At 67.9% G+C, this 26,824-nt stretch carries 26 protein-coding genes and 6 pseudogenes; 14 read left to right on the top strand and 18 right to left on the bottom strand.

Going from position 1 to position 26,824, the window contains the following annotated elements; translation table 11 throughout:
* Window positions 1–175: 175 nt before the first annotated feature.
* The 3 genes and pseudogenes from ABZ484_RS17080 to ABZ484_RS17070 form a co-directional block, all read right to left on the bottom strand.
* Window positions 176–598 carry a DUF6233 domain-containing protein gene (locus ABZ484_RS17080; RefSeq protein WP_358866675.1) on the bottom strand — a complete coding sequence of 141 codons (423 nt, stop codon included), beginning with the start codon at window positions 596–598 and terminating at the stop codon, window positions 176–178.
* Complete coding sequence (locus ABZ484_RS17075; protein WP_358866674.1) at window positions 579–785, bottom strand: hypothetical protein; 207 nt, start codon at window positions 783–785, stop codon at window positions 579–581. Before ABZ484_RS17075 ends, ABZ484_RS17080 begins: the two co-directional genes overlap by 20 nt.
* Before the next feature lie 263 nt (window positions 786–1,048).
* Window positions 1,049–1,381, bottom strand: a pseudogene (locus ABZ484_RS17070) (serine/threonine-protein phosphatase); the annotation flags it as partial.
* Here ABZ484_RS17070 and ABZ484_RS17065 point away from each other — a divergent pair.
* Entirely contained in the window at window positions 1,345–1,650 is a 306-nt protein-coding gene (locus ABZ484_RS17065; protein WP_358866673.1) for an STAS domain-containing protein, read from the top strand. The pseudogene ABZ484_RS17070 and the gene ABZ484_RS17065 sit on opposite strands and share 37 nt — an antisense overlap.
* A gap of 178 nt (window positions 1,651–1,828) precedes the next feature.
* Here the strand turns inward: ABZ484_RS17065 and ABZ484_RS17060 are convergent.
* A pseudogene (locus ABZ484_RS17060) lies at window positions 1,829–2,175 on the bottom strand (ATP-binding protein).
* 83 nt (window positions 2,176–2,258) lie between these two features.
* Entirely contained in the window at window positions 2,259–2,774 is a 516-nt protein-coding gene (locus ABZ484_RS17055; protein WP_358866672.1) for a DUF2267 domain-containing protein, read from the bottom strand.
* A gap of 417 nt (window positions 2,775–3,191) precedes the next feature.
* Here ABZ484_RS17055 and ABZ484_RS17050 point away from each other — a divergent pair, with 417 nt between their 5' ends.
* The 3 genes and pseudogenes from ABZ484_RS17050 to ABZ484_RS17040 form a co-directional block, all read left to right on the top strand.
* Window positions 3,192–3,656, top strand: a complete 465-nt coding sequence (locus ABZ484_RS17050; RefSeq protein WP_358866707.1) for an STAS domain-containing protein — start codon at window positions 3,192–3,194, stop codon at window positions 3,654–3,656.
* Window positions 3,657–4,242: 586 nt separating this feature from the next.
* Window positions 4,243–4,503 (top strand): annotated as a pseudogene (locus tag ABZ484_RS17045) (ATP-binding protein); the annotation flags it as partial.
* Between the two features lie 61 nt (window positions 4,504–4,564).
* Window positions 4,565–4,919 (top strand): annotated as a pseudogene (locus ABZ484_RS17040) (transposase family protein); the annotation flags it as partial.
* Window positions 4,920–5,107: 188 nt separating this feature from the next.
* On the opposite strand, the gene ABZ484_RS17035 reads toward ABZ484_RS17040, so the two are convergent.
* Together ABZ484_RS17035 and ABZ484_RS17030 are read right to left on the bottom strand one after the other, a co-directional pair.
* Window positions 5,108–6,136 carry a DUF11 domain-containing protein gene (locus tag ABZ484_RS17035; protein ID WP_358866671.1) on the bottom strand — a complete coding sequence of 343 codons (1,029 nt, stop codon included), beginning with the start codon at window positions 6,134–6,136 and terminating at the stop codon, window positions 5,108–5,110.
* Between the two features lie 143 nt (window positions 6,137–6,279).
* Window positions 6,280–7,239 (bottom strand): annotated as a pseudogene (locus ABZ484_RS17030) (IS630 family transposase).
* Between the two features lie 808 nt (window positions 7,240–8,047).
* Between ABZ484_RS17030 and ABZ484_RS17025 the strand changes: the two are divergent.
* The 3 genes from ABZ484_RS17025 to ABZ484_RS17015 are packed head-to-tail and all read left to right on the top strand — an operon-like array spanning window position 8,048 to window position 11,330.
* Window positions 8,048–9,259 (top strand): SpoIIE family protein phosphatase, encoded by a 1,212-nt coding sequence (locus ABZ484_RS17025; protein ID WP_358866706.1) that lies wholly within the window; start codon window positions 8,048–8,050, stop codon window positions 9,257–9,259.
* Between the two features lie 38 nt (window positions 9,260–9,297).
* Complete coding sequence (locus ABZ484_RS17020; protein ID WP_358866670.1) at window positions 9,298–10,893, top strand: CHASE3 domain-containing protein; 1,596 nt, start codon at window positions 9,298–9,300, stop codon at window positions 10,891–10,893.
* Window positions 10,890–11,330: a response regulator gene (locus tag ABZ484_RS17015; RefSeq protein WP_358866669.1), complete on the top strand. Its 441-nt coding sequence runs from the start codon at window positions 10,890–10,892 to the stop codon at window positions 11,328–11,330. Before ABZ484_RS17020 ends, ABZ484_RS17015 begins: the two co-directional genes overlap by 4 nt.
* Window positions 11,331–11,394: 64 nt before the next feature.
* Here the strand turns inward: ABZ484_RS17015 and ABZ484_RS17010 are convergent, their stop codons facing one another.
* Window positions 11,395–12,207 carry a SigB/SigF/SigG family RNA polymerase sigma factor gene (locus tag ABZ484_RS17010; protein WP_358866668.1) on the bottom strand — a complete coding sequence of 271 codons (813 nt, stop codon included), beginning with the start codon at window positions 12,205–12,207 and terminating at the stop codon, window positions 11,395–11,397.
* A gap of 288 nt (window positions 12,208–12,495) precedes the next feature.
* Between ABZ484_RS17010 and ABZ484_RS17005 the strand changes: the two genes are divergently transcribed.
* Both ABZ484_RS17005 and ABZ484_RS17000 read left to right on the top strand, forming a co-directional pair.
* Window positions 12,496–12,993: a hemerythrin domain-containing protein gene (locus ABZ484_RS17005; RefSeq protein WP_358866667.1), complete on the top strand. Its 498-nt coding sequence runs from the start codon at window positions 12,496–12,498 to the stop codon at window positions 12,991–12,993.
* A gap of 60 nt (window positions 12,994–13,053) precedes the next feature.
* Complete coding sequence (locus tag ABZ484_RS17000; RefSeq protein WP_358866666.1) at window positions 13,054–13,455, top strand: DUF2267 domain-containing protein; 402 nt, start codon at window positions 13,054–13,056, stop codon at window positions 13,453–13,455.
* Between the two features lie 101 nt (window positions 13,456–13,556).
* Here ABZ484_RS17000 and ABZ484_RS16995 read toward each other — a convergent pair whose 3' ends face one another.
* The 3 genes from ABZ484_RS16995 to ABZ484_RS16985 form a co-directional block, all read right to left on the bottom strand.
* Complete coding sequence (locus ABZ484_RS16995; protein WP_358866665.1) at window positions 13,557–15,080, bottom strand: diacylglycerol kinase family protein; 1,524 nt, start codon at window positions 15,078–15,080, stop codon at window positions 13,557–13,559.
* Between the two features lie 106 nt (window positions 15,081–15,186).
* The gene (locus tag ABZ484_RS16990; protein ID WP_358866664.1) at window positions 15,187–15,612 is read right to left on the bottom strand and encodes a DUF6003 family protein; all 426 of its coding nucleotides are present in this window, start codon (window positions 15,610–15,612) and stop codon (window positions 15,187–15,189) included.
* A gap of 184 nt (window positions 15,613–15,796) precedes the next feature.
* Complete coding sequence (locus ABZ484_RS16985) at window positions 15,797–16,108, bottom strand: hypothetical protein (protein WP_358866663.1); 312 nt, start codon at window positions 16,106–16,108, stop codon at window positions 15,797–15,799.
* Between the two features lie 35 nt (window positions 16,109–16,143).
* Between ABZ484_RS16985 and ABZ484_RS16980 the strand changes: the two genes are divergently transcribed.
* Window positions 16,144–16,623 carry an FhaA domain-containing protein gene (locus tag ABZ484_RS16980; protein ID WP_358866662.1) on the top strand — a complete coding sequence of 160 codons (480 nt, stop codon included), beginning with the start codon at window positions 16,144–16,146 and terminating at the stop codon, window positions 16,621–16,623.
* A 28-nt stretch (window positions 16,624–16,651) separates the two neighbouring features.
* Here ABZ484_RS16980 and ABZ484_RS16975 read toward each other — a convergent pair whose 3' ends face one another.
* Window positions 16,652–17,449, bottom strand: coding sequence for a YihY/virulence factor BrkB family protein (locus ABZ484_RS16975; RefSeq protein WP_358866661.1), 798 nt, complete (start codon window positions 17,447–17,449; stop codon window positions 16,652–16,654).
* A 581-nt stretch (window positions 17,450–18,030) separates the two neighbouring features.
* Between ABZ484_RS16975 and ABZ484_RS16970 the strand changes: the two genes are divergently transcribed.
* Both ABZ484_RS16970 and ABZ484_RS16965 read left to right on the top strand, forming a co-directional pair.
* Entirely contained in the window at window positions 18,031–18,534 is a 504-nt protein-coding gene (locus ABZ484_RS16970; protein WP_358866660.1) for a VanZ family protein, read from the top strand.
* A 183-nt stretch (window positions 18,535–18,717) separates the two neighbouring features.
* Window positions 18,718–19,014, top strand: a complete 297-nt coding sequence (locus tag ABZ484_RS16965) for a hypothetical protein (protein WP_358866659.1) — start codon at window positions 18,718–18,720, stop codon at window positions 19,012–19,014.
* Window positions 19,015–19,889: 875 nt separating this feature from the next.
* On the opposite strand, the pseudogene ABZ484_RS16960 reads toward ABZ484_RS16965, so the two are convergent.
* Window positions 19,890–21,057 (bottom strand): annotated as a pseudogene (locus tag ABZ484_RS16960) (PP2C family protein-serine/threonine phosphatase).
* A 149-nt stretch (window positions 21,058–21,206) separates the two neighbouring features.
* On the opposite strand from ABZ484_RS16960, the gene ABZ484_RS16955 reads away from it, so the two are divergent.
* Both ABZ484_RS16955 and ABZ484_RS16950 read left to right on the top strand, forming a co-directional pair.
* Window positions 21,207–21,692 carry a MarR family transcriptional regulator gene (locus ABZ484_RS16955; RefSeq protein ID WP_358866658.1) on the top strand — a complete coding sequence of 162 codons (486 nt, stop codon included), beginning with the start codon at window positions 21,207–21,209 and terminating at the stop codon, window positions 21,690–21,692.
* 515 nt (window positions 21,693–22,207) lie between these two features.
* Window positions 22,208–22,615 (top strand): ATP-binding protein, encoded by a 408-nt coding sequence (locus tag ABZ484_RS16950; protein WP_358866657.1) that lies wholly within the window; start codon window positions 22,208–22,210, stop codon window positions 22,613–22,615.
* A gap of 380 nt (window positions 22,616–22,995) precedes the next feature.
* Here ABZ484_RS16950 and ABZ484_RS16945 read toward each other — a convergent pair whose 3' ends face one another.
* The 5 genes from ABZ484_RS16945 to ABZ484_RS16925 form a co-directional block, all read right to left on the bottom strand.
* Complete coding sequence (locus ABZ484_RS16945) at window positions 22,996–23,496, bottom strand: transposase (protein WP_358866656.1); 501 nt, start codon at window positions 23,494–23,496, stop codon at window positions 22,996–22,998.
* Between the two features lie 889 nt (window positions 23,497–24,385).
* The gene (locus tag ABZ484_RS16940; protein ID WP_358866655.1) at window positions 24,386–24,736 is read right to left on the bottom strand and encodes a DUF5994 family protein; all 351 of its coding nucleotides are present in this window, start codon (window positions 24,734–24,736) and stop codon (window positions 24,386–24,388) included.
* Between the two features lie 380 nt (window positions 24,737–25,116).
* A complete protein-coding gene (locus ABZ484_RS16935; RefSeq protein ID WP_358866654.1) occupies window positions 25,117–25,494 on the bottom strand; it encodes a hypothetical protein in 378 nt (125 codons plus the stop codon).
* The gene (locus tag ABZ484_RS16930; RefSeq protein WP_358866653.1) at window positions 25,494–26,135 is read right to left on the bottom strand and encodes a hypothetical protein; all 642 of its coding nucleotides are present in this window, start codon (window positions 26,133–26,135) and stop codon (window positions 25,494–25,496) included. The genes ABZ484_RS16935 and ABZ484_RS16930 overlap by 1 nt, the downstream gene beginning before the upstream one ends.
* On the bottom strand, window positions 26,126–26,716 hold the full coding sequence (locus ABZ484_RS16925) for a sigma-70 family RNA polymerase sigma factor (protein WP_358866652.1): 591 nt from the start codon (window positions 26,714–26,716) through the stop codon (window positions 26,126–26,128). The genes ABZ484_RS16930 and ABZ484_RS16925 overlap by 10 nt, the downstream gene beginning before the upstream one ends.
* Window positions 26,717–26,824: the final 108 nt, after the last annotated feature.

Below are 26,824 nucleotides of genomic sequence, written 5' to 3'. Positions count from 1 at the left end.
GCCGTATCGGTGGGTCAGCCCTTGGCAGCGTGGGCAGTACCCCACCTCGTCGGGTGCACAGCCCAGAAGGCGTGCCGCGACGGTCCGGTCCGTTTCCGGGTCGATGCGCTGAAGCACCCCGTCCATAAGTGCGAACATATCCGGCCACACGGGGTCGCGCGCTCAGCGAGGAGGCTCACGCTAGATCCACACCCAACTCGGTGTCCGGCCTGCAAAAGGTGCAGCGCTCGATCGTGGGATCGGTGAGCGCGGCGCGCGCCTCGTCTGCCCTGATCCGGTGCGGCGCGCCCTCAATCATGGAGCAGTCTGCGAGGTGAATGAGGGCCGGGTCCGGACCGGTCGGGGTGCGCTGCCGCTGCACTACGTAGCCGGTCCTCCCCTGCGCCGGAGCGAAGGCCGGCAGCGAGCCGCCACCCTTCACAGGGCGACTCGGGCGCCGCGGCGGGAGCGCCGGCTTCTCGGCACGGGCGAGAGCCTTCTGCACGGCATCGTACTGAAGGCGCAGATACCTGCCGACCGTGTCGTTCTCCGCGATCTGCCGGTCAAGGTGCGCCAGGATCGCTCGAAGGCGGGACGGGTCAGGAGGCAGCTGGGACATGACGAGCACCGTGCAGCGCTGCCCAGGCTCCCGTCCTCCGGTCCTGCCAGTACGGGTGGAACAGCACCTGCATGGACAGGTGGACGAGCCGGCGTCGCTGCACGGTCTGCGGTCGCGCGGCAAGCCGGCGGTAGGTGGCGCGCCACTCCTCTTGCGCATGAGCGAGGTCGCTAGGGATGGGACTCATGACCAGATTCAATCACTTGTTCGATTTCTTGCGCATCTCGCGCCCATCAGCCTGTGACCCGCCGGGGTAGATGGCCGTTCGCAGTGATAGTTGGCCGCACCGGCTACCCTCGCCGCATGGAGCAGGACCATCCCCGCGTTCGCGACGTCTTCCCGGACCTCGTCGCTGAACTGGCCACCCTCCTTGAGGAGGAGGGGGAACGCGAGCTGGCCATCGTGGTGCGGGATGTTCGCCTGGTGGGTGAGTGTGGCTGTGGTGATGACTTCTGCCAGGAAGAGCTCCCGCATGCCGATGGTGTCACCCCGGTTGGTGACCGGGGCGACCACCCGCTGTCCGTGCTCGCCGCCCAGTGCCTGGACCAGCTTCTGGGTGCGCAGGACCTCGTCGTAGACGCTGCCGGCCAGGGACATCTGACTCGCACGACGCCCCTGCCGCGAGGTGGCCTCCTCTCTGACACGCACCACCCGCTGACCGAGGACGTCGACGAACAGGAACGACACGTACCTCGCGCCGAAGCGGTCGCGCAGATTGCGCGCCACCACATCAAGCGAGGCCACCGGTGCGGCGTCCTCCGCCGCAGCCAGAACCGCAGCCAGTCCGAGCCGGTCACGCGGGGCTACTGACGCAGGTAATCGATCGCGCGGAGCGGGCCGTCGTGCTGGACCTGACGGATGTGTCGTTCTGCGACTCGGCGGGGCTGAACGTGCTCCTGGGAGCCCGTCGTGAGGCAGAGAAGGCTGAGGTAGTGCTGGTCCTCGCCTGCGTGCCGCACAAGTTGCACCGGATCCTGGAGATGACCGGAGCCGATCAGTTCCTGCGGGTCTTCTGCGCCATCGCCGACGCCGAAACCGCCCTGGGTAGCTGACAGCATCTTGCACGAGTCCGACCCGGCCCACGGCCGACGATCTTCCCGAGAAACATGACGCGGCACGGCCGCCCCTGTGCCAGGCAACCATGATCCATCTCAGCACCAACCACGGTTCCACCAGCCGGGGCACACTTCATCCCCCTGGTGACCGCAGCCTCCCGTCGGTTGGTCACCGTCAACGGGGCATGAAGACATGGATCTCTTTGCCTCGCGGGTGAGGCAGGACGCTCACCTGGTGAGCCAGGGGGGCCTGGATCAGGGGCCACCCAAGCCTGCCCGGGCCTCGGGTCGGGTCGGGTCGAGTCGTACGAACGTGGCACAGGCGCTGCTGGATTATCGTCGTGGACGCTTACATGGACGCCGTCGAAGGTCCGGCGCATCCGCAGCACGAAGGGACCGGGCGCGTACTGGACAGCGTTGGCGGCCAGCTCGGTGATCACCAGGACGATGTCATCCCGGCTGTCCGGCGCATCGGTGCTCGGTGACGACGGAGAGACAGTCCAGGAACAGCGCTGCGGTCAGGCATGCGTCCGTGACGCTGCTCAGGGTGCCGTCGAAGCGAGCCGTCACCTCTTCGGCGACGTCTGAGCTGACGCCTCCCGTGGTCACCACTGCACCCCACCCCACCGCCTGTCCTCCCGCGACTGTGTCGATGCACTGGACGAGCCACCGGCGAATTCCTGTCGGCTCTCTCCCGCGGCCATCGGGCGGGAACCCGAGGCCAGTGAGGTGAGGGCGACGGTACCGAACAAGGTTTCGTAGCCTGGCGGGAGTTGGTCGAGGATCCTCTGAACGAGGCCATCACCGACAGAGTCCGCCACCGTGCTCAACACGGCGCCGGTGTCCCAGTGGGCTGTCTGTTCGGTGGCGCCGTCGATCAGCAGTGCCACCGCCTGGACGAACTCTTCTGGCGTGAGCTGCTTGGTGGCGGGCAGCGCGTCGAGAAGCAGCGGTGCACACTCCTGCGGGAGCTGTGCCACAATCTCGCTGCGGTCCTCATCCGGCAAAAGAGCAGCCAGCGCGGTGAGAACCACGCGAACAGCACCTTCTGCCTGTTTGTCGGTTGCATACTCGCCGCGTTCACGTACGCGTCCCAGGAACAGGTCCCACGGCAAGATCATCTGGCGACTCCTTCGCCTCTCCCTCGTCCGACGGGGTTTCCGCCGAGACTGCCTCGTACCCGCTCGCCATCCTGGGACGCCCAGAGAGCCCCGGACGGGTGAAGACTCCTCCTGCTCCGGGTTCTGGCGACAGGTCTTCGTTCAAGGTGCCGCTTCCGGCATGGCCACCTGTACTCGCGTGGAACCGCTCTGCGCGCCCTACTTGTAAGAAGCATTGAGTAGTACTGCCCTGACAAATGGCAGGCCTGCTCCGTCGTCTGATCGCCCGCCGGGGGGTAGCTCCGCGTGTCGCGGCTGGCAGGGCGACTGCTGGCAAGGCTCCCATGTCGCCAGCACGCGCCCGGCGCTACGTGGCGTACACGTCCCGAAGGGCCACAAGGTTCCTAGTCCAGTGTCTTCGGAGAAGCAGGGTCCGTGATGAAGATGACGTGCCAGTCCGGTGCGTCAGGCTGCCGTGGACAGTTGCGGCGACGAGGCCGGACAAGCTCGTTGATTCTCTGCAAGATCCGTGAAGTCGGTTGGGCAGGCGTTGTGAGTGATCTTCCCTCCGTCGGGACACTGGTGTCGGGGCAGTGCCTGGTGGTCAGGGTCAGCGGGGCGATGGACTATGCGTCGGAGCCGATGCTCCATGAACAGCTGAAGAAGGTGATTTCTCCAGGTGACCGATTCATCGTCCTGGAGCTGACGAGGGTGTCGTTTTGTGACTCGGCGTGGCTGAACGTGCTGCTGGGCGCTCGTCGTGCGGCGGAAGCGAGCGGCACGGTGCCGGTTCTGGCATGCGTCCCTCCCCGTATACGCCGGCTCTTGGAGATGACCGGTGTGGATCAAGTCCTGTGGATCTTCTCGACCGTCGTCGACGCTGAGGCCGCTCTCGGCGGCTGACATCGTGCTGCGGATATGACCGCTCACTCTCGAGGAGTGAGGTTCGTAGCCAGAACGGGCTGCCTCGGGTGGTGCCACTCGGCAGGCCGTCTCGTCTCGGGGCAGGGCGATGTCGGGCTGCCGTACCAGGGAGCGTTGTCTATGCAGGCGGGGGCGTCCCGCCAGCTCGTTGTCCCAGAGGACGTCCGCGTCGTTGAAAGGGGCCGGGTCGCGGGCTCGTTGCCGTAGAGGGCCCAGGATGTCTCCGCGGGCGATCAGATATACGGCGAGGCAGGAGTGGATGCCAGCCTCGGCGAGCTGTGCGGCGGCATGCGCATCACTGGCGAGCACAGTGAGGTCGTCCCGGGCTGAACGGTCGCCGTCAATGGTCGGTCTGCTGCATCGTCCTGGGGCCGGTCGGCTCCGTGGGCGGAGACGGTAGCTGTTGGATGGCTCGACGTTGACGGGGCCTGCCGTCGCTCAGACGTTCCGGGATGGCCGGAGTTTCTCGGGGAAGGGGAAGAATGTCGAAGCATTCAGCCCACCGAAGGCCTGTGATGATGCTTTCACCGAGGAAGAAGAGCAGGATCCTCTGCAAGAGGCAAGCGTGCAAGCCGCCAAGCAAGCAAGGGTTGTGACACGCAGGTTCCTCTCCGCAGTGCGGCCAGCGAGTGGGCCTGATACAGACGCCGTGTTGCTGGTGGCATCGGAGCTGGTCACCAATGCGGTCCGGCATGCCGGCGGCGTGAGCCGCTTCCGCCTGGTGGCCGGTCCGGGAACGGTGACGGTGAGGGTGGAGGTCGCCAGTGCCGCTGCTTCGCAGCCACAGCGGAGCAACTCCGGCGAGCCGAGCGGGTTCGGATGGCGGTTGGTGCGGGAGCTGTCCGAGGACGTAGAGGTCAGCACCAGGCCAGGAGGGAAGTCGGTGGGTGGAGACGCTCACTGGGCTGCGGGTGACGCAGTTTCGGGCCTGTTGAAAGTGGTGCGGGAGCGGGGCGGCAACGGCACTTTGCGGGGCCGGCCGTGGTCCTTGCCCCTGGCCGAGCGGGTCCTGATGGTCACGGTCTAATACCGCACGAACTTGACCATGCGACAACTGGGTCCGCTGTTCGGTGTCTCCTCCTCCACGGTCTGCCGCCTGCTCCAGCGGCTGGAACCGCTGCTGGCACTCGACCGGTCTGCCACCCGGCTGATGCCTTGGACCGGATGTGGATCGCGGACGGCACCCTCGTCCCGGTCCGCGACCTCCGTGTGGGCGTCTCCTCCCGCAACTACCGGTCCTCAAGGCGTTCGAGAGGTCGACTGCCCTGGCGGAGGCCAAGCGGGATGCCGAGGCGTCGGAACAGGCCGCTTACGAGGCCCTTCAGGCGGGCCCTGGGAGATATCCCCGAGCCAGGCGGCGAGGGCCGACTACAGACAGCCCTGGGGCCGGGAAGAGTCTTCCCGGCCCCAGGGCTGCGGCGCGAGGGGCTTCAGGAGCCGTTCAGAGCGAAGTTCTGGTTCGTGTTGCTGGTCGCACCGGGGCTGTGGATCGGGTTGTTGATGCTGATGTTGTTGTAGGCCGGCAGCAGGCCGCTGAGGTTGATCGGCAGGATCGAAGTGCCGCCTCCGTTCCCGTTGCCGCCTCCGCCGTTCCCGCCGCCACACGTGCCACCGGTGACAGTGGTGGAGTCGTTGGCATTCGCCGGCTCGCTGCCTCCGCCCGAGACGGTTGCGCTGTTGGTGAAGGTGCAGCCGGCAGCGGATGTGACGTTGACGCTGAGAGCGAGGGGCGGGTAACTGTCGCCGGGTGCCAGGGGGTCACTGCGGGTGCAGGTGACGGTACCCGCGGACTCGCTGCACGTCCAGCCGGGGCCGCCGGAGGAAGCGCTGTTGTAGGTGACGCCCGCGGGCAGGGTGTCCGTCACGGTTACCGGACCACCGGTCGTTCCTGCTGCTGAGGCATTGGAGACGGTGAGGGTGTAGGTGCCGGTGCCACCCTGGGGGAACGAACCGGAGTGAGACTTGCTGATCGACAAGTCCGCCGGGGTGGCTGGCGTGACCACGTTCGTCGGGTCCTCATCCTCGGCCGAGGCGCTGCCCCCGCCGGAGACACGGGCCACGTTCACGACAGTGTCCGGGGCGTCTTCGGCTACCGCCACCGTGACGGTGATGGTCGGGTAGGTACTTCCACCTGGCAGTGAATCGCTGCGAGTGCAGGTCAGATCGGCCAAGGTACAGGTCCAGCCGTCCCCAGCCATTGCGGTAACCGTGAGGCCGGTTGGCGGAACCTCTTCTACATCTACCGGCCCCAGCGTCGGCGCGTCACCCTGGTTGTGGACGAAGATGGAGTACTGACCGGTCTGCCCACGAAAGAAGGGCGCCCCGTGATTTTTACTGATAGTCAGCTGAGGGATTTGGAGGGCGCTGGTCGCTGCGTCGGCATAGACCGGCAGCGAGACGGTGACTCCGGTCGCCACCGCCATTGCGCTGATGGAGCGCACTGCTCGTCGAAGGAACATATGTCTTTCCTGTCCTGGGACTGGCACGCCGATCCACCCCAAGGCGAGAGGGATGCGCATGGCGTCGAACGGATGGCATCACGGCGATCAGACAACGTGTGCTCCGACACCGCAGTGTCTTACTCAACTTCATCCGTTCGGCACTAGTGTCCTGAGTCAGCAATTCGGTTCAGATATCCGGCGAGCTGTTCAAGGATCTCGTCCGCGGTCTTCATCCAGACGAAGGGTTTTGGGTCCTCATTCCAGGTATTGATCCAGTTGCGGATGTCCTTCTCCAGGGCCTGGACGTTCCTGTGGACGCCTTGCCGAATCTGCTTGGTCGTCAGCAGCGCGAACCACCTCTCGACCTGGTTGAGCCAGGAGAAGCTGGTGGGGGTGAAGTGCACATGGCAGCGGGGATGTGCGGTTAGCCATCGCTGGACGGCGGGGGTCTTGTGCGTCGAGGCGTTATCGCAGATCAGGTGCACATCCAGCCCGTCGGGCACCTCCTTGTCGATCAGGAGCAGGAACTTCTTGAACTCCACGGCCCGGTGCCGGCGTTGGATCTTGCCGATCACGCGTCTTCTCGTCCACGCACAGCACCAGCGCATGCTCGGGCGGTGCGAGATACAGGCCGACCACGTCGCGGACCTTCTCGATGAACTGCGGATCCTTCGACAGCTTGAAGGTGTCCACCAGATGCGGCTTGAGGCCGAAAGTCCGCCAGATCCGCGCGATGGCCGACTGAGACAGCCCCACCTCCCCGGCCATCGACCGCTTCGACCAGTGCTTGGCGTCCTTTGGCGTGCTCCCCAGCGTCTTGACCACCACTTCTTCCACCTGGGCATCGGTGATCTTCCTAGGGTCACCCGGCCGCGGCTCGTCGGTCAGGCCCTCCAGCCGGTGCTGAACGAACCGGGCCCGCCACCGGCTAACCGTGCGTGCCTCAACGCCCAGTACGGCGGCAACCTCCTTGCTCGAAGCACCGGTTGCGCACTCCAGTGCGATCCGGCACCGCAGGGCCAGGCCTGCGAAGGGGTCCGACGCCTGGCCCAGCGGGTCAACGTCTCACGCTCGTCGTCGGTCAGCACCAGCTCGGCCTTCGGCCGTCCCGTGCTCGCCACCCGGCCATCATGCCGAAACCACCCAGATTTACGCAGCGAATTCCTGACTCGTGACACCAGTCTGCTGAGCTCGGTGGCATGACCGCCCACGGTGTTGTTCGGGGCTTCGCCTTCCTACCACTCCAGAGGGCTGACGCCCGTTCCGTCGGCCTGGTCGAACCTGTGCGGTGAGCCAGGTCCCAGCAGCCCAAGGCGAGGTCGATGACTTCGGCGAGTTGGGTGAAGGAGTGGGAGCGTGCGGCGGCGATGATGCGGCCGGGGTGCGGCCAGACGTCACCGCCACGCCCGGAGACCAGCTCCGCGCGAATGGACAACCACATGCGCGCCAGGGCGACTTGCTCCTCATGATGGGCGTGCTCTGCTCCTTCCTCGGCGTCAGAGCCACGCTCTGCCCGCATTGCCGTGCGTCACCCATAGGTCCGTTTTCGACAGCGGTTCGACACGAGGTGACCTGGCCTTTCGTCTTGTCGCCATGGACGGGAAGCCACCCGATTGGACGACTGGCCACCGTCCGGTCTCCCCTCTCAACAGCCGCAGGACAACGAGTCAGACCGTGTCGAACACGTTGCTCTGTGCCTTCCTGTCGCCGAGACGGAACGGCACGTCACCGGTATCCTTCGGCTGTTGCCGTCCGGCAACGAATGATGGCGGAGGGGCCCAGCCCCCTGGCGTAGCGCGGGCCGGTCGCTGACCTGTGCCCTGGGAAGGGCTGTCCATGGTGGTGGGGAGAACCGGCCGACTGGTACCTGGACCGGCCAGGGATCATGCCGACGACACCGTGGCCACGGGGATCGGAACCGCCCGGGGCATGATGGCCAAGGGCGACCCGGTGTTGGGCCGGCGCGAGCCGTCTGTGCTGCTCATCGAGGACGATGAGGCGGACGCCGTTCTGGTGGAGGAGCTCGTCGCCGATGTGACTCCGAGCATGCGGCTGACCTGGGTCAGGTCTCTGGCCGACGCGCGCCAGTGGCTGACAGCGAGGGTGCCCGATTGCGTGCTGTTGGACCTGCATCTGCCGGACGCCCAGGGCTTGGAGGCTCTGGCCCGGATACAGGAGCACGCGAGCGGGGTCGCGGTCGTCGTGCTGACCGGGCTGGCGGAGGAGGAGACCGGGTTGGCGGCCGTCGCTGCCGGAGCACAGGACTATCTCGTCAAGGGACGCATCGAGGCGGAGCTGTTCGGCCGCGCGGTGCGGTACGCGATCCAGCGCAAGCAGGCCGAACAGGCGACGGTCGCCTTGCAGGCGAGCCAGCTACGGGCCCAGGAGAACGCCCGGCTGGAGCGCGGGCTGCTGCCCACACCGCTACTGCGGGGGACGGGAGAACTCGGGGTGGTGGCCCGCTACCGTCCCGGTCGCGCGCAGGCGCTGCTGGGCGGGGACTTCTACGACGTGGTGCAGACCGAGGACGGCGTGGTGCACGCGCTGATCGGGGACGTGTCCGGGCATGGTCCCGACGAGGCGGCCCTGGGGGTAGGACTGCGCATCGCCTGGCGGACCCTCGTGGTCAGCGGTGCGACCGGACCGCGGCAACTGCGCATGCTGGAGGAGGTGCTGGTCGCGGAGCGCACCGGGGAGCAGATCTTCGCCACGCTGACCAGCCTGGCGTTGTTGCCCGACGGGCGCCGCGTGCGGGTGATGCGTGCCGGCCATCCGGGCATGCTGCTGCGGTCGGGGAAGGCCGTGGACTGGGTGGAGGTGCCTGGCGGGCCGGCGCTCGGCCTGCTGCCGGGTCAGGCTGACTGGCCGGTCGAGGAGCTGGTGCTGCCGGTCCGGGCGGGGATCGTACTGTTCACCGACGGGCTGTTCGAGGGGCATACCGGACCGGGTGAGGAGCGGCTGGGGGAAGAGGGTCTGCTGGGCCTGGCCCGAGAGGCCGCGGGCCTGGAGCCGGAGCCGTTCGTGGACGAGATCATCGGCCGGGCCGAGGCGCTGGCCGAGGAGCACGACGGCCTGGATGATGACGTGGCCGTGCTCCATCTGCGGTGGGAAAAGGAAGACAAGGCGGTTCCCGCATCATGACGGCGAATGCCATACCCGCTCCGGAACGAAGCGCCAGGATGACAGTGCAGGGCTGGTTCCACCTCGCGCTGGCCGTGATGGTGGCCTTCGTCGTGGTCGGAACGGTGGTCGGGGCCCAGATGCTGAACCGGACCGCAGTGGTCTCCGACGAACTGATCCAGGGGATACAGCCCGCTCGCGCCGAGGCGTACCGGCTCCAGGCCGCCCTGCTCAACCAGGAGTCGGGCGCTCGCGGCTACGCCATCTCCGCCGACCGCCAGTTCCTCACGCCGTACACCGAAGGCAAGCAGGCCGAGCATGACACCGCGGCCCGCCTCCTCCGGCTGATCGGCAACCGCCCGACCCTGCGCTCCGACGTGGAGTCCATCGAGCGTGTGGCGGCCGACTGGCGCCGCACCTACGCCGAACCGCTCGTCGCCAGTGTCACCCCCGGGGCTCCGCAGCCGGTCGGCAAAGCCACCGCCGAACGCGGCAAGAAGTCCTTCGACCAACTCCGAGGCCTGTTCGCCGAGCAGAACGCCCATCTGGCCCAGGCCCGCGCCCACAGCGAAGCCGAACTGGCGCACGTACGGGCCGTACGGAACTGGGTGCTCGGCGGGATGGTGGTGGTGTTCCTGCTGACCGGTACCGTCCTGGCGGTCCTGGCGCACACCCTGGTCGCCCGTCCCCTGAACGGTTTGCGCGCCAGCTCCCGGCGGATCGCCGGCGGGGACTTCGAGCACCGCATCGCCGCGGAGGGACCGGCCGACATCCAGGCCATGGCCCTTGACGTCGAAGCGATGCGCCGACGCCTGGTGGCCGAGTTGGCGGCCTCCCGCACTCAACAGGAGGACCTGACCAGTCAGGCGGCGGACCTGGACGCCCAGGCCGTGGAACTGCGCCGGTCCAACGCCGAGCTGGAGCAGTTCGCCTACGTCGCCTCCCACGACCTGCAGGAGCCGCTGCGCAAGGTGGCCTCGTTCTGCCAGCTGCTGGAGAAGCGGTACAGGGACGAACTCGACGAGCGCGGCAAGCAGTACATCGCTTTCGCCGTGGACGGCGCCAAACGCATGCAGATCCTCATCAACGACCTGCTCACCTTCTCGCGTGTGGGCCGCCTCAACGACGCCCACGTACTCGTCCCGCTCGACCAGGCGCTTGACAAGGCGCTGGCCAACCTGTCTGCGGCCACCGAGGATTCGAGCGCGCGTATCGAGCGTGCTGACGAACTGCCGGAGATCGTCGGAGATCCGACGCTGTTGGTCATGCTGTGGCAGAACCTCATCGGCAACGCCCTCAAGTTCCGCCACCCGGATCGCCATCCCACCGTCACCGTCAACTGCAAACCGGTCCCGGACGGCGTCGACGGCCCGGCGTGGTGCCTGTCGGTGACGGACAACGGCATCGGTGTCCCGGAGGAGTTCGCCGAGAAGGTGTTCGTCATCTTCCAGCGCCTGCACGGCCGCGACGCCTACTCCGGTACCGGCATCGGCCTTGCCCTCTGCAAGAAGATCGTCGAGTTCCACGGCGGCCGGATCTGGATCGACACCGCCTACGAAGGCGGCGCCCGCTTCTGCTTCACCCTGCCTGCCGCCCACGCCACGGACGGCGACGAGACGTCTGCTGGCACCGCCCTGGAAGGAAGCCCTGCATGAACGCCCCCGTCCAACCCATCGAGGTCCTGCTTGTCGAGGACGACCCCGGCGACGAACTGATGACCCGTGAGGCCTTCGCCGACAACAAGATCGGCAACACTCTGCACGTCGTCCGCGACGGCGAAGAAGCCCTCGACTTCCTCTACCGGCGCGGCACCCACGCTTCAGCACCCCGCCCCGACCTCATTCTCCTCGACCTCAACCTGCCCAAGTACGACGGACGCCAGGTTCTGGAACGCATCAAGTCGGATCCCGACCTGTCCCACATTCCTGTGGTCGTCCTGACGACCTCCTCGGCCGAGGAGGACATCCTGCGCAGCTACAAGCTGCACGCCAACGCCTACGTCACCAAGCCGGTCGACCTCGACCAGTTCATGGCCGCCGTCCGCCAGATCGACGAGTTCTTCGTGAGCGTCGTTCGTCTGCCCACCCGCTGACCGAGCACGTACGCACGGTCCGAGGCATCTGTCCGTTCACGGCTCATTCGGGTGTCGACCGGGTCTACCGTGGCGCGGCAAGTTGCCTCCGCAACCGGTTCAGGATCCGGTGCAGGATGCGGCAGACCTGCATCTGCGAGATCCCGAGTTCCTCGCCGATGGCACTCTGCGTCATCTCGGCGGCATAGCGGAGGGTGAGGATCTTGCGCTCGCGCTCCGGGAGGGCGGCGAGGAGGGGTTTGAGGGCCTGAAGATCCTCAACCTTTTCCAGGCGCGGGTCTGCGTAGCCGATGTGGTCGGCGAGGGTGTCGTCGGCGCTCTCGCCGTCGTTGGGGAAGTCGAGGGACGCGGCGGCGAAACCGTTGGCGGCGACCAGTCCTTCGATGATCTCGTCGTGGTCGCGGTCCAGCTCCTCGGCGAGGTCGGCCACGGTCGGCGGGCGGCCCTGCGTCTGCTCGAGCCGGGCGGTGGCCTTCGTCAGATCGAGGTGAAGCTCCTGCAGGCGGCGCGGGACGCGTACGGCCCAACTGGTGTCGCGGAAGTACCGCTTGATCTCGCCGACAATGGTGGGCATCGCGAAGGTGGGGAACTCCACTCCACGATGCAGGTCGAACCGGTTGATCGCCTTGATCAGCCCGATGGTGCCGACCTGTACGACGTCGTCGTAGGACTCCTCTCGCACACCCATGCGGCTGACCGCGTAGCGGACCAGGGCGAGGTTGAACTCGACCAGGGAGTTGCGCACGTAGGAGTATTCCGGCGTGCCCTCTTCCAGCGTGTCGAGCCGCGCGAACAGTTCCTTGGACAGTGCTCTGGCATCAACGGTGTCCACGCGCCTGGGATCGGGCAGCGGTGTCAGGTCCTCGAGGCCAGGCACGACCGTACCGTCCACGCCCGAGCCGGTGATATGTCGGTGGGCGTACGGGGCTGTGTGACCCGGATTGCTGCTGGTCACGCTCGTCACCGAGGTCGCGGTTGCCATCGTCGCTCCCGAAACGATAAGGGCGCCCCCATGCCGGGAGCGCGTCGTGGACTGGCTCGTACCCGCTGACCGGTGTGACATACCGGTGATTCGGTCGGCTTGAGCCATACGGGGGGCGCGGGCGTTGGTGCGCGACGCATGGGTAACAGCGATCCAACCTAGTGCAGGCAGGAGGCGTTTCTCATGACACCGCCCCAGGATGTCGTCGAGCTGATCCTCGGTGATCACCGCACGATGGAAGACCTTCTCCGTCTGATGCGCAGTGTCGAGGCCGACCGTCAGGCCGCGTTGCAGGAGTTCGCCCACCTGATGATCGCGCACGGTGAAGCGGAGGAGAGCACGGTCTATCCGTTGCTCGCGCAGTACGAGGACACCGACACCGTCGAACATATCGAGGCGGAGCACCGGGAGGCCGCCAGGGTCCTTCTCGCTCTCCTGGAGGTACCCGAAGTCGGTTCGGCCGAGTGGGACTGGAGGCTGAAGCAACTGGCCGCAGTCACCGCTCGCCACTTCGACGAGGAGGAGCGGAGCCTCCTCAACACGGCTTGCGAAACTCTCACCCATCATTGCCGGGAGGAACTCACAGCCGGCTACGTCACGGCGCGCGGCGAGCTGTTGCGGGCCGGATGCGGCGCCGTCGACAACGTGCGCCGCATGGTTCAGGCCGGCGCACCGGTGTGAGACCTCGGACCGCGTGTGAATTCCGGCGTGAGGATGAGGCCGCAGACGACAGGAGTCGCCATGGAAAGCACTTTGGAAACCCTGGACAGCTTCCTTTCCCGGGTCACCGACTGCGGGGGCTACGCCTGCGCCCAGCAGGCGGCCCGGGCTACCCAGCACGTGCTGGAGGTCCTGGGCGCCCACCTGGTGGGCGACGACCGCACTGACCTGGCCCGCCTGCTGCCTCGGCACTGCGGCCCGCTGCTGAGCGTCACCGAGCCGGCCAGTGAGCCGCTGACGCCGGAGGGTTTCATCGAAGCCGTGGCCGAGCGTGGCAACGAGGGCCTCACCGAGGCCAGACGTGCGGTCACTGCGGTGCTTCCGGTACTGGCCGAGCTGGCTGACGACGCGCTGCTGCGCCGTATCCTCACCCAGCTGCCTCCGGGACATGCGGGCCTGTTCGGACGTACCGATCCGGCCTGACCGACGTCCTGGCGCGGGCATCGCACGGTACGGGCGCCCCGAGGCTCGGCACCGTATCGGGTGTCCAAGCGTGCGCCGAGAGGCCCTGTACTGGGTGTTGGTCAGTCGGCAATCGGCCGGTACACGGTGAGAGCCTCGGGGAGCTTGTCGACGAGGAACGCGGTGGGGGCGGGAGCGATCTCACCGTCATAGGCCATCTGCGTGCCCTGGGGAAGGTCGGAGATCAGCATCCGGCGTGGCCGGGCAGCGGCGTACAGCCGGGTCCTGGCGAGTTGCCCGGCGAGGGCCGCGGCCAGCAGGCGGGTCCGCGCGAGACGGCCGGCGCGCGCGATGCGGACGTCCAGGAGGCCGTCGGCCAGGTCGTGGCGGCGGGCCGGGGCGATGCCGATGCTGCGATAGGCGCCGTTGCCCGCGAACAGCAGCCACATCGAACGGTCGTGTCCGTTCACCGTCGCCCGCAGCGGACGGCCGGTGCGCAGAATTCGCGCCACGCCGAGCAGCATGGCGGGCGGGCCGCCGATCCGTGGGGACCACTCTTCACGAATGCGGACCAGGTCGGGGTAGGCGCCGAGGCTGAAGGTGTTGAGGAAGTATGCCGGTTCGGTCCGGGTCGTACCGTCCTCGCCGATGCCGACCAGCGGCTGGATGCGGCCGACGTCCGCCCTGATCGCGCTGCCTTCCGCCACGGCGGCCACCGCGTCGGCGACCGTGTCGATGCCGAGGTCGGCCGCGAAGTGGTTGAACGTCCCGCCCGGCAGCACCATCAGGGGCACGCGGTGCAGAAGGGCGGGCTTCACGGCGGCGTTCACAGTGCCGTCGCCTCCGCACACCCCCAGGACTCCACCGCGCTGGGCGGCTTCCTGGGCCGCTTTGGCCAGGACCTTGGGAAACGGGCCGTCCTCCTCCTCGTACAACACCACCTCGGCGCGCGGCAGCGCAGTCTTCACCTGACGGACGGGATCCACCAATTGGGGCTGCGCACCCGAGGAGGGGTTGACGACCAGGATCAGACCATCGCCGTCCGGCAGTGCGGGCACCTCGGCGCAGGACCGGGTCGGCGGCGGCATCTGAGCGCGGGACGGCACCAGGCCGCGCACCGCGTAGGCCGCGCCCACGCCCAGCGCCGCACCGACCAGCACGTCGCTGGGATAGTGCACGCCGGTGTAGACACGGGAGAACACCACCGAGGCCGCGACCGGCGCCAGCAGCGCGCCCCAGCCCTGCGATTCCAGAGCGACGCCGGTGGCGAACGCCGCCGCCGAGGCGGCATGCCCCGACGGAAAGGAACTCGTGACCGGCTGGCGCGCGAGGTGCCGGACCACCGGTACCGAATCGAGCAGGGGCCGGGAACGCCGTACGGCGCCCTTGCCCAGCGTGTTGACCGTGGCAGACGCCAATGCGAGCGAAGCCATACCGCGTACCGCGGCGCGCCTGCCGCGCGCGCCGCCCAGGGCCCAGATACCGGCCGCGGCGGCGCACCACAGCAGTCCGTGGTTCGCACTGCGGCTCAACCGCGGGAGCACGGGTTCCGCAGCCGGCCAGGAGCGGGACGCCACCTGGTGGAACACGGACAGGTCGGTGGATCCGAGGAGTTGGCGGATGCGGCGCCTCGCGAAAGCGTTCATGGAGTCCGCTTACCCTGCCAGGCGCTGCTGACCGCACCGCCGTGGGGCCGTGGCAGCGGAACCTGCAACACCGTGCCGCTCGCCACAGCCGTAGGCAGGCGGTGGCTCAATCGGCCAGAGCCTGCGCGACGTCCTGCGGATCCAGGCCGGTGAGCTGCACGATGCGGGGCGCGGGAATCCCTGCGGCGAGCGCGCGCTGTACCAGGGCTTCCCAGTCCTGGGTCGTGTCCCGGAAGCCGATCAGCTCCGTCTCCATGTCCGTGACCGACCTGGGCGCACACGCCTGCTCCACCCGCACCGTCTCCTCCTCGCTCAGAGGAACCGGCAGGCGCTCCGCATCGGCGGGAACCAACACCTCAGCTCCCGCCGGGACAATCCTGACCCGCTCGGAGAAAGCGGGAGTCCCATGGGCGTGCAGCCAGCCGCGGACCGCGGGCGTCTCCACGCACTCCAGCTCACCCACCGCGGTCAAGGCGGCCCCTAGGCGTGGGTGATCGAAGGGCAGTACGAACAGCAGAGCGTCGTCGGCCATCGTGATGTGACCACTCTCTCGGTAGGCGAAGCTGGCCCGATGCTAGCGCCCTCGGGGGGTTCTCCGGCCCTGTCCGCCTTGGCAACGCGCCGCGCCATGCGGCACGTTGTCGTTCGCAGGGCGCCCGTACATGTGCGAGCGTCGCGGAGCGTGCTCACTGCCTTCCGACGCGGGCATGGCCACCCTACGGCTGCTCGGGTTCGATGTTCTGTGCATTGGGCCCGGACGATGCCGGAGGCCAGACAGGACGCTCCCGTGGAGGCAACTCGGCCAGTGCATGGCCGACCGTCTGATAGGTGGGCAGAAGACGAGTGCTGCCTGTCTGAGCCAGCAACTCCGTCAGCCGGCGACCCGCTCCTGCCAGAAGAAGCCTCCCGCTCCGCCGGCCCAGCAGCCTCTCACAGCTCTGGTCGAGTTCACCGCTGACCCGCAGTACCGCGCAGTCCTCACAGCAGGCGACCTCGGTAATGACCAGGCAGTTGGTCTGCATGGACATGGCACCTCCATCCGGCCGCCGTGCAGAGGACCGTGATGATCAACCGGCCGTCGGCGCCCACTTCCGAACCGACCGGACGCCTGCGGCGCGCCGGTGTACCGGAACCGTACTGGAACGGCACTCTTATGGGTGCGTATGCCCCGCATTACGGTGGGCAGCGGGGGAAGATGAGATCTCTTTCATCTCTGGAAGACGCCATGGAGCGGTGGATACTCCGCCAGGAGTGCGACGATCGCGCCCTGATTTTGGACTGGCACCGGACCCTGGTACCCAATGCTTTCGTCATCGAGCTGCCGCTGGCCTCTCATAACCGACTTGTGGGCAGCAAAGAACAGTTGGGAAGGCACCTGTCGAACCAGGTACGCAGGCACGCCGCAGACCAGGGCTACACGTTCGCCGGACCAGTCGCCGTCTTCCTTGCTCCGGTGGAGGGGAGCAAGATCGGCCGATTCCGTGTCCGCAGCCGCATCGTACCCGCCCAAAAACCCGAAAAAGGAGAGCCGGGTCCCCAATAGGTGTGGTACGCGGCGTCGATCGGATCCATCAACGTTCCGCGTTCTGGAGCTTCACAAGCTCGGCGTTGAACTGGGCGCCGGTGAGCAGGGCGAGGTTGGAGACCCACAGCCACACGAAGAAGACGATGATTCCGGTCAGCGAACCGTAGAGACGGTTGTAGGTGCCAACGAGTGAGGCGTAGAAGGCGAAGCCGACGGATGCGATCAGCCACAGGACGACTGCTAGGGCACCGCCGAGCGCCCTCATGGCCAGACCGCGTGCCGGTGCCGGACCCGTGTGGAACAACACCAGGACCAGGACGGCGGCCAGGAGCAAGAGCAGTGGCCATTTTACGATGGTCCAAGTGGTCTCAGCGGCATCACCCATGCCCATGAGCCGACCGGCGGTGCGCGCCAGTTCCCCGGTGAGCATCAGGGCCCCGGCGCTGGAGACGAACAGACCCAGCAGCACAAGAGCGGTGATTACGTTGCGGGGAACCGTCCTCCAAACCGGCCGATGGTCCTCGACGTCATACATGGCATGCAGCGCGCGTCGGAACACCGCGAGGTAGCTCGATGCGGACCACAGGGCTCCCATGGTCCCGAGGACGACCACCAGCCATGTTGCGGCGTGCCGGTGGGCCATATCCTTCAGGGTACCTTCAATGACGGCGCGCGACTCGGCCGGTACGACGGCGTTCACGTTACCGATGAGGTCCCGCACCGTCCCGGGGCCGGCGAGGCCCACGAGGGAGACGGTGACCAGAAGCGTCGGGAAGATCGAGAGGACCGAGTAGTACGTGAGCGAGGCGGCCCAGTCGGCCACATCGTCGTTCCAGATGGACACAGGAGTCCGCCGCAGGGCGGTCAGGTAGCGCCGGTATCGGGCGCAGGCGGTCATCCGTCGCCGCGCTGGCCGTGCTGCCGCCTGTGGTCGGGTCCGCCGCACACGGCCAAATGCTGGGGCGTCCTGCCCAGCACCAGGCGCCTGTCGGCGGCGTGGACGACCCCGTCGCCATAGTCGAGGGGCCGCTCGCCCCTCACCACGCGAGTCAGCTTGGCCGGCAGCGCGATGGCACCGTGTGGCACAGGAACCGGGAACCCCTCACAGAGCGACGCGTTGAGGGTGATCGATCTCAGGTGGCGGAGCCTACTCATCATGCAGGTTCGGATACCCGCCACCGCTGCTCTCACCCAGACCGGCCCGCGGCCGAGGGTCCACCCACCGGAGTCCGCCCGGACATGCCGTCGCATACTCGGGGCATACGCCCTCGAAAGCGATCGGCAGGCGATCGCCCAACATTTTGAGGTGTCCTCATGCCGCCAACAGGCGTGCCGAGAAGGGGCGTTGCACCGTCCAACAAGGCCGGAAGAGAACCTCCGTCCTCGTCGCGGACTCCATCGGCCATTCTGCTGAGAGCAGCCATCATGCTGCTGGCCTTCGTCGGCATGGTCGCCTTCGCGGTCGTACTCGCGCGGTTGACACTCACGCCGTCCCCAGCCTCGAAGTCACTGGTGCACAGCAACCTGCACCCCGGGGACTCAATCCGCAATTACCTGGCCCAACCCGCCCTGCGTGACGCCGTAAAGCAGATCGGCGGCAACATCGCGCTCGGGATCCCGTTCGGCGTGCTCCTGCCCGTACTGGTTCCCCGGGCCAGGGGGCTGATCCGCATGGCGCTCCTCACGGCCGTGGTGATGACGATGGTGGAGCTCGTGCAGGGCGCCATCGTGGAAGGGCGCGCGTTCGACGTGGATGACGTCATTCTCAACACCTCCGGCGCCCTCATCGGTTATCTACTGGCCGGCCGTCGCTTCGGCCGCGCCGTACATCCACGCAGACACCACTGGTGGCACCGCCTGAGCCGTAGCTCGGACAGAGCCAGGTCGCGGCGATCAGCCAACTCGCGGCTCTCATCACGTACTCGGTGACGGGAGCGTTCAGCCGCGCCGCACTTGGCGCGCCACGGCCGCACTACTGCTCCATTGTGAGCTGCACGCTGCAACGGGGCTCAGATCAGCCACCGGCGTTGAGGGCGAATGCGCGTAATTGTCGAGAGGCCACGGTAGGTGCGTAGCGAGCTTCTTTCTCTCCCTAACGGCAAGGCGTTGTACATGTCCAATCACAGAGCGAGAACCAACACCGCAGCTACTGTCGTCGCCGTCGTCGCGGACATCACCGCCGCGATCCTCGGCCTGTGGATCGTGATGTTTCTCCTCCATGCGAATCGGTCGAACGACTTGGTGAGCTTCGTGGAGGACGCGGCCCGCTGGCTGGCCGGCTGGCCTCACGACCTCTTCACCATGGACACCGAGTGGCTCCGGGTGGTGCTCAACTACGGCCTGCCCGTCCTCGTGTACCTCGCCGTCGGCCACGCCGTCGCCAATCGTCTCCGCCGAGCCCACTACTGAGTTGTCCTGGATGTGGGCGCGGACGACCAGGACTCGGTAGTCGTCAACGCGAAGGTGTCGCGTCCCTTGCCCTGGTGCTCGCGGTGGCGGCGCGGCCGGTAGATCAGCCGCGAGGTCTCGCCCGGCATGTAACAGCACATGGCGGGAATCGACCAGCGGCGCCAGGAACGGCCCCGCACCCGCACCACGGGTGTGTGTCCACGCCGGCCCCAAGTGCGGGCGTGGCGGCGTCATGGAGGACCCGACCTCATCCTCGAAGAGAATGAACGCCCCCAGCGCCGCCGCAGTCATATCGCCGGCGGCCGCACATCCCTCTTCCACAAGCCCACACACCCTCGTCGCGCTCCGGGGCCCGCGGGCAGGAGACTGCCAGGACCGTCCGTTCCGATGCATCAGCCGCCACCGCCGCCGACGAGCAGTCCAGCCGGAACTTCCGGTTGATCAACTCCCTGATACGGGCCAGGGTCCAGCGCTGCTCCTCCGAGCCATGCACGGCCGCCCCCAGCGCCGGCACTCCGCCGACCGTTCACTCACCCGCAGATCCCACGCGATCACCGCGGTTCCCTCGGCGCGAGCAAACCGCTCGCCCGCCTCGTACCGGATCCCGCTCGCGAAACCGGTTTGGCGTCCAGGACACGCGCCTGTGCCGTCGGGCGCCGCACGACGGGGGCGGGTGTCCGGCGGCTGCCCAGGTGACCGCGGGCTCGCCCGCCCGGCAACGGGCGATGACGGCGGTCGAGTACAGCTCGGGTTGCTGTGGCGGACCACCCGTGCAGTCGGGTGGGGATTTGGCCCGGCCGGTCGCCTTGGACGGCGTAGCCCAGGCGCAAACAACAAGTGATCGCCAGGACCTGCAGGAGCCCGTGAGTCGGGCCTCACAGTCCCCGTCCGCGCCAGTCCAGGCACACCACCAGGGCGTCGTCGTCCGGAACGGGCTGGCCGCGGTGGCCGGTCAGCTCGCGGAGGATGGCCCGGGGGACATCGGCGGCGGGAAGCAGCTGGGTGGACATGATCGCCCGGGCCAGGGCGGCATCCCCGTAGGCTTCTCCCCCTGGCGAGGCGACCGCATAGACCCCGTCGCTGACGAAGACGAGCCGATCTCCGGGCTCTACGTGGAACTCCTGCGCCACGTAGTCGGTCTCCTCGAACATGCCAAGCGGTAGCTGTGCCTCGAAGGTGACCCGCTCGACCGCGCCGTTGCGCAGTCGCAGTATCTGAGGGGAACCGGCATCCACCACCCGGACCCGCCCGGTGGCCAGTTGGAAGTCGAACATGAGTACCGACAGGTAGCAGCGGCCCTGGTAGTGGGCGTAGACCGCCTGGTCCGCCAGGGCTGCTTGGTCGGCGATGGAAATGCCGGCCCGCCGTGCGTTGCGCAGGGCGTTGATGGCCAGGTTGGTCAGCAGGGAGGCCTCTATTCCCTCTCCCATGCCGTTGGAGACATACAGCATCAGCCGCTCGGCGGTCGCCGACCAGTCGAAGTTGTCGCCGTGGATCGCGTACGCGGGCTCCAGCTGTGCTCCCAGCTCGTACTCCGGGCGCGCGCAGGAGCGGCCCGGAAGGAGCTGCCACTGCATCTCGGCGGCCAGGGTGAGCCGGTCCTTGCGCCGGGCTTGCATATACAGGTCCGTGTCCCGCTCGGCCACCACGATCTCGTGCCCCAGAACCTCGGCGATCTCCGCCAGCTCCTTCAGGTACCCGCGCGCGTGCTCCCCGCCCGGCAGGGTCACGGACAGAACGCCGAGCCGGTCTCCCCGCACGGTGACCGGCAGGTGCACGCGCGCCAGGCCACCCGAGAGGCCTTCGATGAACGGCTCCTGGGCACCGAAGGCGCGGCCGGACGGGCCGTTGTTCACCGAGACCGGTTCCATGGTGTGCGGCAGCACGGACACCGGTTTGCAGTACCGTCAGGCCGTAGTCGGCCATGAACAGCTCGACGGAGTCCGCCGCGTACTGTTCCTTGAGCACGCGACGGACAGCGTCGAGCAGCTGGTGGGGTGCCGCCGTACGCAGAGCGCGCTCGGCGGCCACAAATCTGTTCATGATGTAAATTCGCCAATCTTTCGTCGGACATTCGCAGACCTGTGCCAGTACGACTGAGCCGTTGAGTCCGGTCGCGCCGGTTGTCCCGTCCATCTCTGGCCAGGCCGCGCGCCTAGTACGCTGGCGACCATCCCGGTGCCTGCGAGAGTGTGACTGTGACTTCCTTCCGTCCCCGCCCTGAGCCAGCCGAGGTCGCCCGCGTGACCTCCACGGCCGCGGAGTTGCTGGAAGTCCTGTGGGGCCAGGCGTCGACCGCTCCCGTTTCGGCGTCACAGCTGCGCGTGTTGTTCATCCTCGAACACCAGGCGGGCATCAACCTTCGGACCCTCGCCGACTGCCTCGCTTCCACACCACCGTCGACCAGCCGACTGTGCGACCGTTTGCAGGCCGTCGGCTTCGTCGAGCGTGAGGTGAGCCGGACGGACCGACGCGAAGTGCGCCTGCGACTCAGCAGGCGGGGCCATGCCTTCCTCGCCGACCTGCGCGTGCGCAGGGAACAGGCGTTGAGTGCAGTCCTCGACCAGATGCCCGCCGCCGAAAGGGCGGCGCTGCTGCGCGGGCTGGAGGCTTTCTGCGGCGCAGCGGCGGCACAGATACACGAGGACAGCCAAGATCCCGGCAGCCAGACCGCCTGAGCGGCCCGCCGCGGCACCGGGCACACCGCCGCCATGCAGTACCAGTGATCAGCAAACGGAGCAGTCTCCGCCCACGGAGTATTCCCAGTCCTTCCGGCGCGCATGCGACAGGGCCACTTTGTTACCTCTCGGCTATAGTTGTCAAACGGCAATAGTCTGCATGGATTCCTTCTTCGAGTCCGGATACCCCACCGCTGCCGGCCTGTGCGTCGGCTGTGGGCAATGTCTCGGAGGGGTTGCCTTCGGTACGCGCTCACTGCGGGGTGAGGGTGCCAAGCGACGGCCCCGGAGCCGGCGCGGGGAATGCGGCTGGCGTCGAGACGAGGGCGTGTAAGCCCTGCACGTCAGCGTCACCGGAGTACCGGCCCGGGGATGAATACTTCCGACCCAGCCCGTAGCCGTTTGCGTCATTGACGGGTCCGCTCAATCGGCCAGCCGCCCTTCTGTCCGCTGCGCGCGGTGACGGCTGATTCAGAAGAAGTGGGGCAAGCGGAGAAAATAGGAGTTGTCGATCAGTGCGGGAGGTGACAACTGTGTGCCCCTTCGAGGTAGAACACACCCTGCTCGGGGACTGTCCGACGACAGCAGACCATGCTCGACGGGTGACACGAGACTTCCTCTCCACCTTCGCCCCTCAGGATTCCGCCGAGGTGGACGCCGCATTGATCGTGGTGTCGGAACTGGTGACCAACGCCATTCAGCATGCGGGTGGCGTCACGGGTTTTCACTTGCGAGCGGACGCGGAGACGGTGACGATTTGTGTGGACGATGCGAGTCGCACACCACCCCGCAGGCGCCAGTCACTGCCATCGGAGCCCGGAGGGTTCGGGTGGCCGATGGTGCTGAATCTGTCGAAGGCCGTACAGGTGGACACACGGTCTGACGGGAAGACGGTGCGAGCGGACCTTCCCATGGTGCACTGATGACCCGGACTCGGCCCTCCTCCCGTTGACTTGCGCGCCCAGCGGCCAACTCGTACTCACTTCTCGTTCCGATGCCTGGCCAGCTCGGTAAAATCGACGTCGACTTCGGTCTCGGCCCCCCACCCCGGGGTGGGGTGTCGGCGTGGTGGCAAGAGCGACACATCCGTTGTTCGCCCCTTTCCCTCGCCCAGTGCGCCGCAACCTGATCACCGAACGTTGTCCACTCGCGACGTACCGCACTTGACGTACCTCTACGACAACCTCAACGACCCGCTGCCAGGCCGCCGGGTGAACGGGTCGCGGAGTGCGGGGTGACCCACTGCATGCCCGCCCGCCTGTTGGGGTCGGGGACGTAGCCGGTACGGAGCCGAAGGTGCGGGCTACTCGCTACCGCCCCTTCCGCGGTTGCCCAGGCGGGACAGCCGTTCCCGCAGGGGGTCGGCGATGACCAAGACGACCTTGAGCTGGTTGATCGCCTGAGTGCGGGCCTTGACCGCGGAGTCCTTGGCGAGCTTGAACATCCGGGCGCTGTGAACCGGACCGTCGCCGGTTTTGGCCCGGGCCCGGGCGAGGCCGCTGAGCACGGCCCGCGCGGCGGCCTGTGCGTCGATCGGGTCCGACTTACCGAGCAGTCGGCGGGCCGAGCGATCGGGCCGATTCACCTCGTACACCTGAACCTGCTGCGCCAGCAGGTAGCGCGACAGACCCGCACCGAAGGTGCCCGTGCCCTCCACACCGGCCCGGCGCACCGTCCCCCGCTTGCGGGCCCAGACGAGCAGCCGGCGGTAGCCGGCCGCCGTCGCCGGAAAGGACTCGGTGCCCAGGACCTTTCCCAGCGGGGAGATCACGGCGGCGACGTGATCCTCGCCGTGCGTGTCCACGCGCCAGGACGACTTCGCCGGGAACAGGTGGATCCGTGCTGGTGCAGGAGGTGCTGCGCCGTCTGGTCGTCATGGTGGTTCGCCTTTCCCGCGCGTGACGTGCTGGGTGCCATGGCACCGGCCCGCTTGGGCGGTCTGAACCGTGATGGCGCCCGAAACTCGGCAAGGCCCCTATGGGGACACGCCCTGTGGCTCGGTGACAGCGGGCACCATCACGCAACGACAGTCGACAAGCTCGTGACTGGACACTTCGGTCATAGATCTCATGAGTCAGACCCCCGTCCGGGACGGCATTGCTCGACCGTCCCACTGATCTCGGCACACCGGCATGGCCGGACCACAGCTGGGTGATTTCGTCCGAACCGGCGCTCAACCTGGACTGGACGGGGCTGACGCGGAGTCGGCTTCTCGCCCACTCGTGACCGGCATCCGTCGACGCGGCCGGCGCCGCACCGGGCAGGAAGCCCGCCGACGGCCCCGCCCTTGGAGCACTCAACAGGCTCGCATGCTGCTCGCCGGCCACCCGGAGAACGTCCGTGGCACCCGCTGCCGGCTGCGGGCCGTCTTGTGGGCGTCGGCGGTGTCCGGGGACAGTGCGGAGTCGGCGGTTCTGCTGCTGAGCGAACTGGTCAGCAATGCCGTTCTGCACCTCGGTTCAGAAGACGGCTCATCCTGCGCTCGGTACACGGTCGTACTCGCGTGCGGAGGGGCGAACGGCCGGTTCAGAAGCCTGTGTTCCAGGCGCAGGGTCGGCTGTTCCAGGGGCGGGTCGGCTGGTCACCTCAGGGGATGCGCCGGCAATCGGACGGAGTCCACTAGGGCGGATGTCTGTGCGTGGTGAGCAGCCGCATCCGGAGCACGCCCACCGTGGTGACGTTCTCCCTGCCTGTCACATTCCTGCTGCCGGGGTGGGCACGTGCTCGATGACCTCTGCGGCAGGGGTACGTGCGGCATGTCCGCCTTCGGAGTCCCAGACCGCCTCCCGGAGCGAGTCCCGGTCCGCCGCTTCCTCTGCCACGGTCCGGAAGCGCTCGCCCTCATGGATCAGGCCGGTCGCCGAGAGGGTCCGCGACGGGTCGGTGGCCGTGGCCATGAGCCGAGCCGCGGTGTCCGGTTCTGTGTCCGGCGGGATGACCAGCAGGTCCCAGCGGCCGACGGTGTAGGAGAGCAGCAGCAGCTTGTGCGGGTCTTGCTCGGCCCCGAACCAGCCGACGTGCACCACGTGCCCGTGAACGGGCACCTTTCGCGGGATGACGGGCCAGAACGTGGGATTCACCGTCACAGTGCCGGAGCGGTTCCGAGGGGTGCCAGGACGAGCCGGAGGGACGACGAAGAAGGAGTCCGGTCCTCGTCCGCGGGCGTCGACGGAATGGTCGCGGTCATGACACAGACCCAACCCCGCTCCCGTCGTGGCCAACCCGGTTGTCGTGGATCGCCGAGAACGACGTCGTCGTGGAAGCCGGTGGAATGCTCTCGGTAATCACCAGGCTACTCATCGCTGGGGGCGGTCGGACCGTTGCGGCTACGGGTTGAACGGAGCACCAGGCGCCGGCCGCCCGCCGCCGCAGTCAGCGCGGGAGGCGACGGAGCGACGGTTCGCGGGGCCCGTGCCCGTTGTGCTCATGCCGCGTCGCGCCAAGCGGCGATACCGGTCACCGTGACCGCGACGGTGACCGGCTCCGCGACATCGTGGGTGGCGAGGTGGGCGATGACGGCGGCAGCCACCCGGGCATGGACGTTCCGAGCGATGTCCAGCGCCCGCCGTCCCTCGGTCAACACGCAGCGCACCTCGATGTGCCATCCCGAACCGCCCGGCGCCCGGTCGGCGCGAACGCCGGCCTCGGGCGGCGTGCGGTGGGGCGCAGTGTTCGCCCGAGCAGGCGCGGCGGCTGCCGCGAGGCGGTGGGCGAGACGGGGTTGCAGGCCGGCCACGCCAGGGACCGCGAGGGCCGCCTCGGCCGCGACGCCGAGGAGCGCGGTGGTGCCGGTGGCGGTCATCACGTGCCCCCGCCGGTCGCGAGACCGGGGCCGAGGGGCGGCCACGGCTCCAGTACGTCGACCACGGTGATGTCGACAGCCGACACGGCGAGACCCAGGTCCTGTCCGGCCGAGTGGAGGACTGCCCGGCGTACCTGGTGGACCCGGTCGGGCAGCGGACGGTCGAGAGCGGCGGCCAGGGTCATGGTCACCCGTACGTCGGTGCCCTCCCCCTCGGGTGCGAGACGGCAGCCCGCCGCCCTGGCACCGGGGACCGTGTCCGTGGCCCGCCGCAGGACCTTCGCCGCGGTGCTCTCGGCGATCCGCAGGTCCCGGTCCGGGTCTGCCAGAGGCAGTAGCCGCCCGAGCCGTACCTCTGCGCGGACGATGTTCATGACGCGGTCGGTGAGGGCGTGCAGGCGGGGTGCGTGCTCGGCGCGCAGCGCGCGGGTGGCCGCGTTCACCGTGGCCAGTGCCTCGACTGCCTCGCGGCAGTAAGGACAGGAGACGGTGTGCGGGTCCGTGGCCGACAGCGCGTCATACTCCTGTTCCCAGACCCGGCTGAGCAGGCGGCCGCAAGGGAGTACCTCATCGCCCTCGAACGGGGGCCCGTCGGCTTCGGGCGGGTCTGAGGGCCGCGGGTGCGGGTCGTCTAGCGCCATGGGCCCATCGCCTCCTGCAGGGATCGGCGTGCCCTGAACAGCCTGCCGCGCACGGTCGGCTCAGTGGCCCGCGTCACGTGGGCGATCTCCTTGTACGACAGGCCCTGCACCTCCCGCAGGACCCAGCAGAGCCGCTGCCCGGCGTCCAGATCGCGGAGCGCACGGGACAGGGCGTCGGTGGCCGCGTCCTGTTCGGCGCACCGGGCGGGCTGGCTCCAGGCGTCTCCCGCCGCGGGCTCGGCGACGGCGTCCAGCGAGAGGGGCGGCGGTCGGCGTCGGCGCAGGGTCAGGCAGCGGTTGACGGTGATCCGGTACATCCAGGTGCCGAACTCCGCGCTGTGGCGGTATTCCGGCAGTCGCCGCCAGGCGCTGACGAAGGCGTCCTGAACGGCCTCCTCGGCATCCTGCGGATTGACGAGCATGCAGCGGGCCAGGGTGAGGAGGGACGAGCCGTGCCGCCGGACGAGGACGGCGAAAGAGTCCTCGTCCCCCTCGGCAGCCTGTACGGCCAGCAGCGCGTCCGGCAGGTCGCGCCCCAGCAGGTCGCTTTCCGGCGATGATGGGACAGCGTGTTCGATCATGACGCCCCCGCACAAGGCTTCGGACCACCCATGTACCCCCCCGGCTTCTGTGACTCACATCACATGCCGCACGCGTGAGGAATGTGGCGTCCGACATGTCCAAACTTT

It is taken from the genome of Streptomyces sp. NPDC006393 (assembly GCF_040628575.1).
GTDB lineage: Bacteria > Actinomycetota > Actinomycetes > Streptomycetales > Streptomycetaceae > Streptomyces.
Note: the sequence above shows the minus strand (reverse complement) of the source record. Positions and strands in the feature narration are given on the sequence as shown.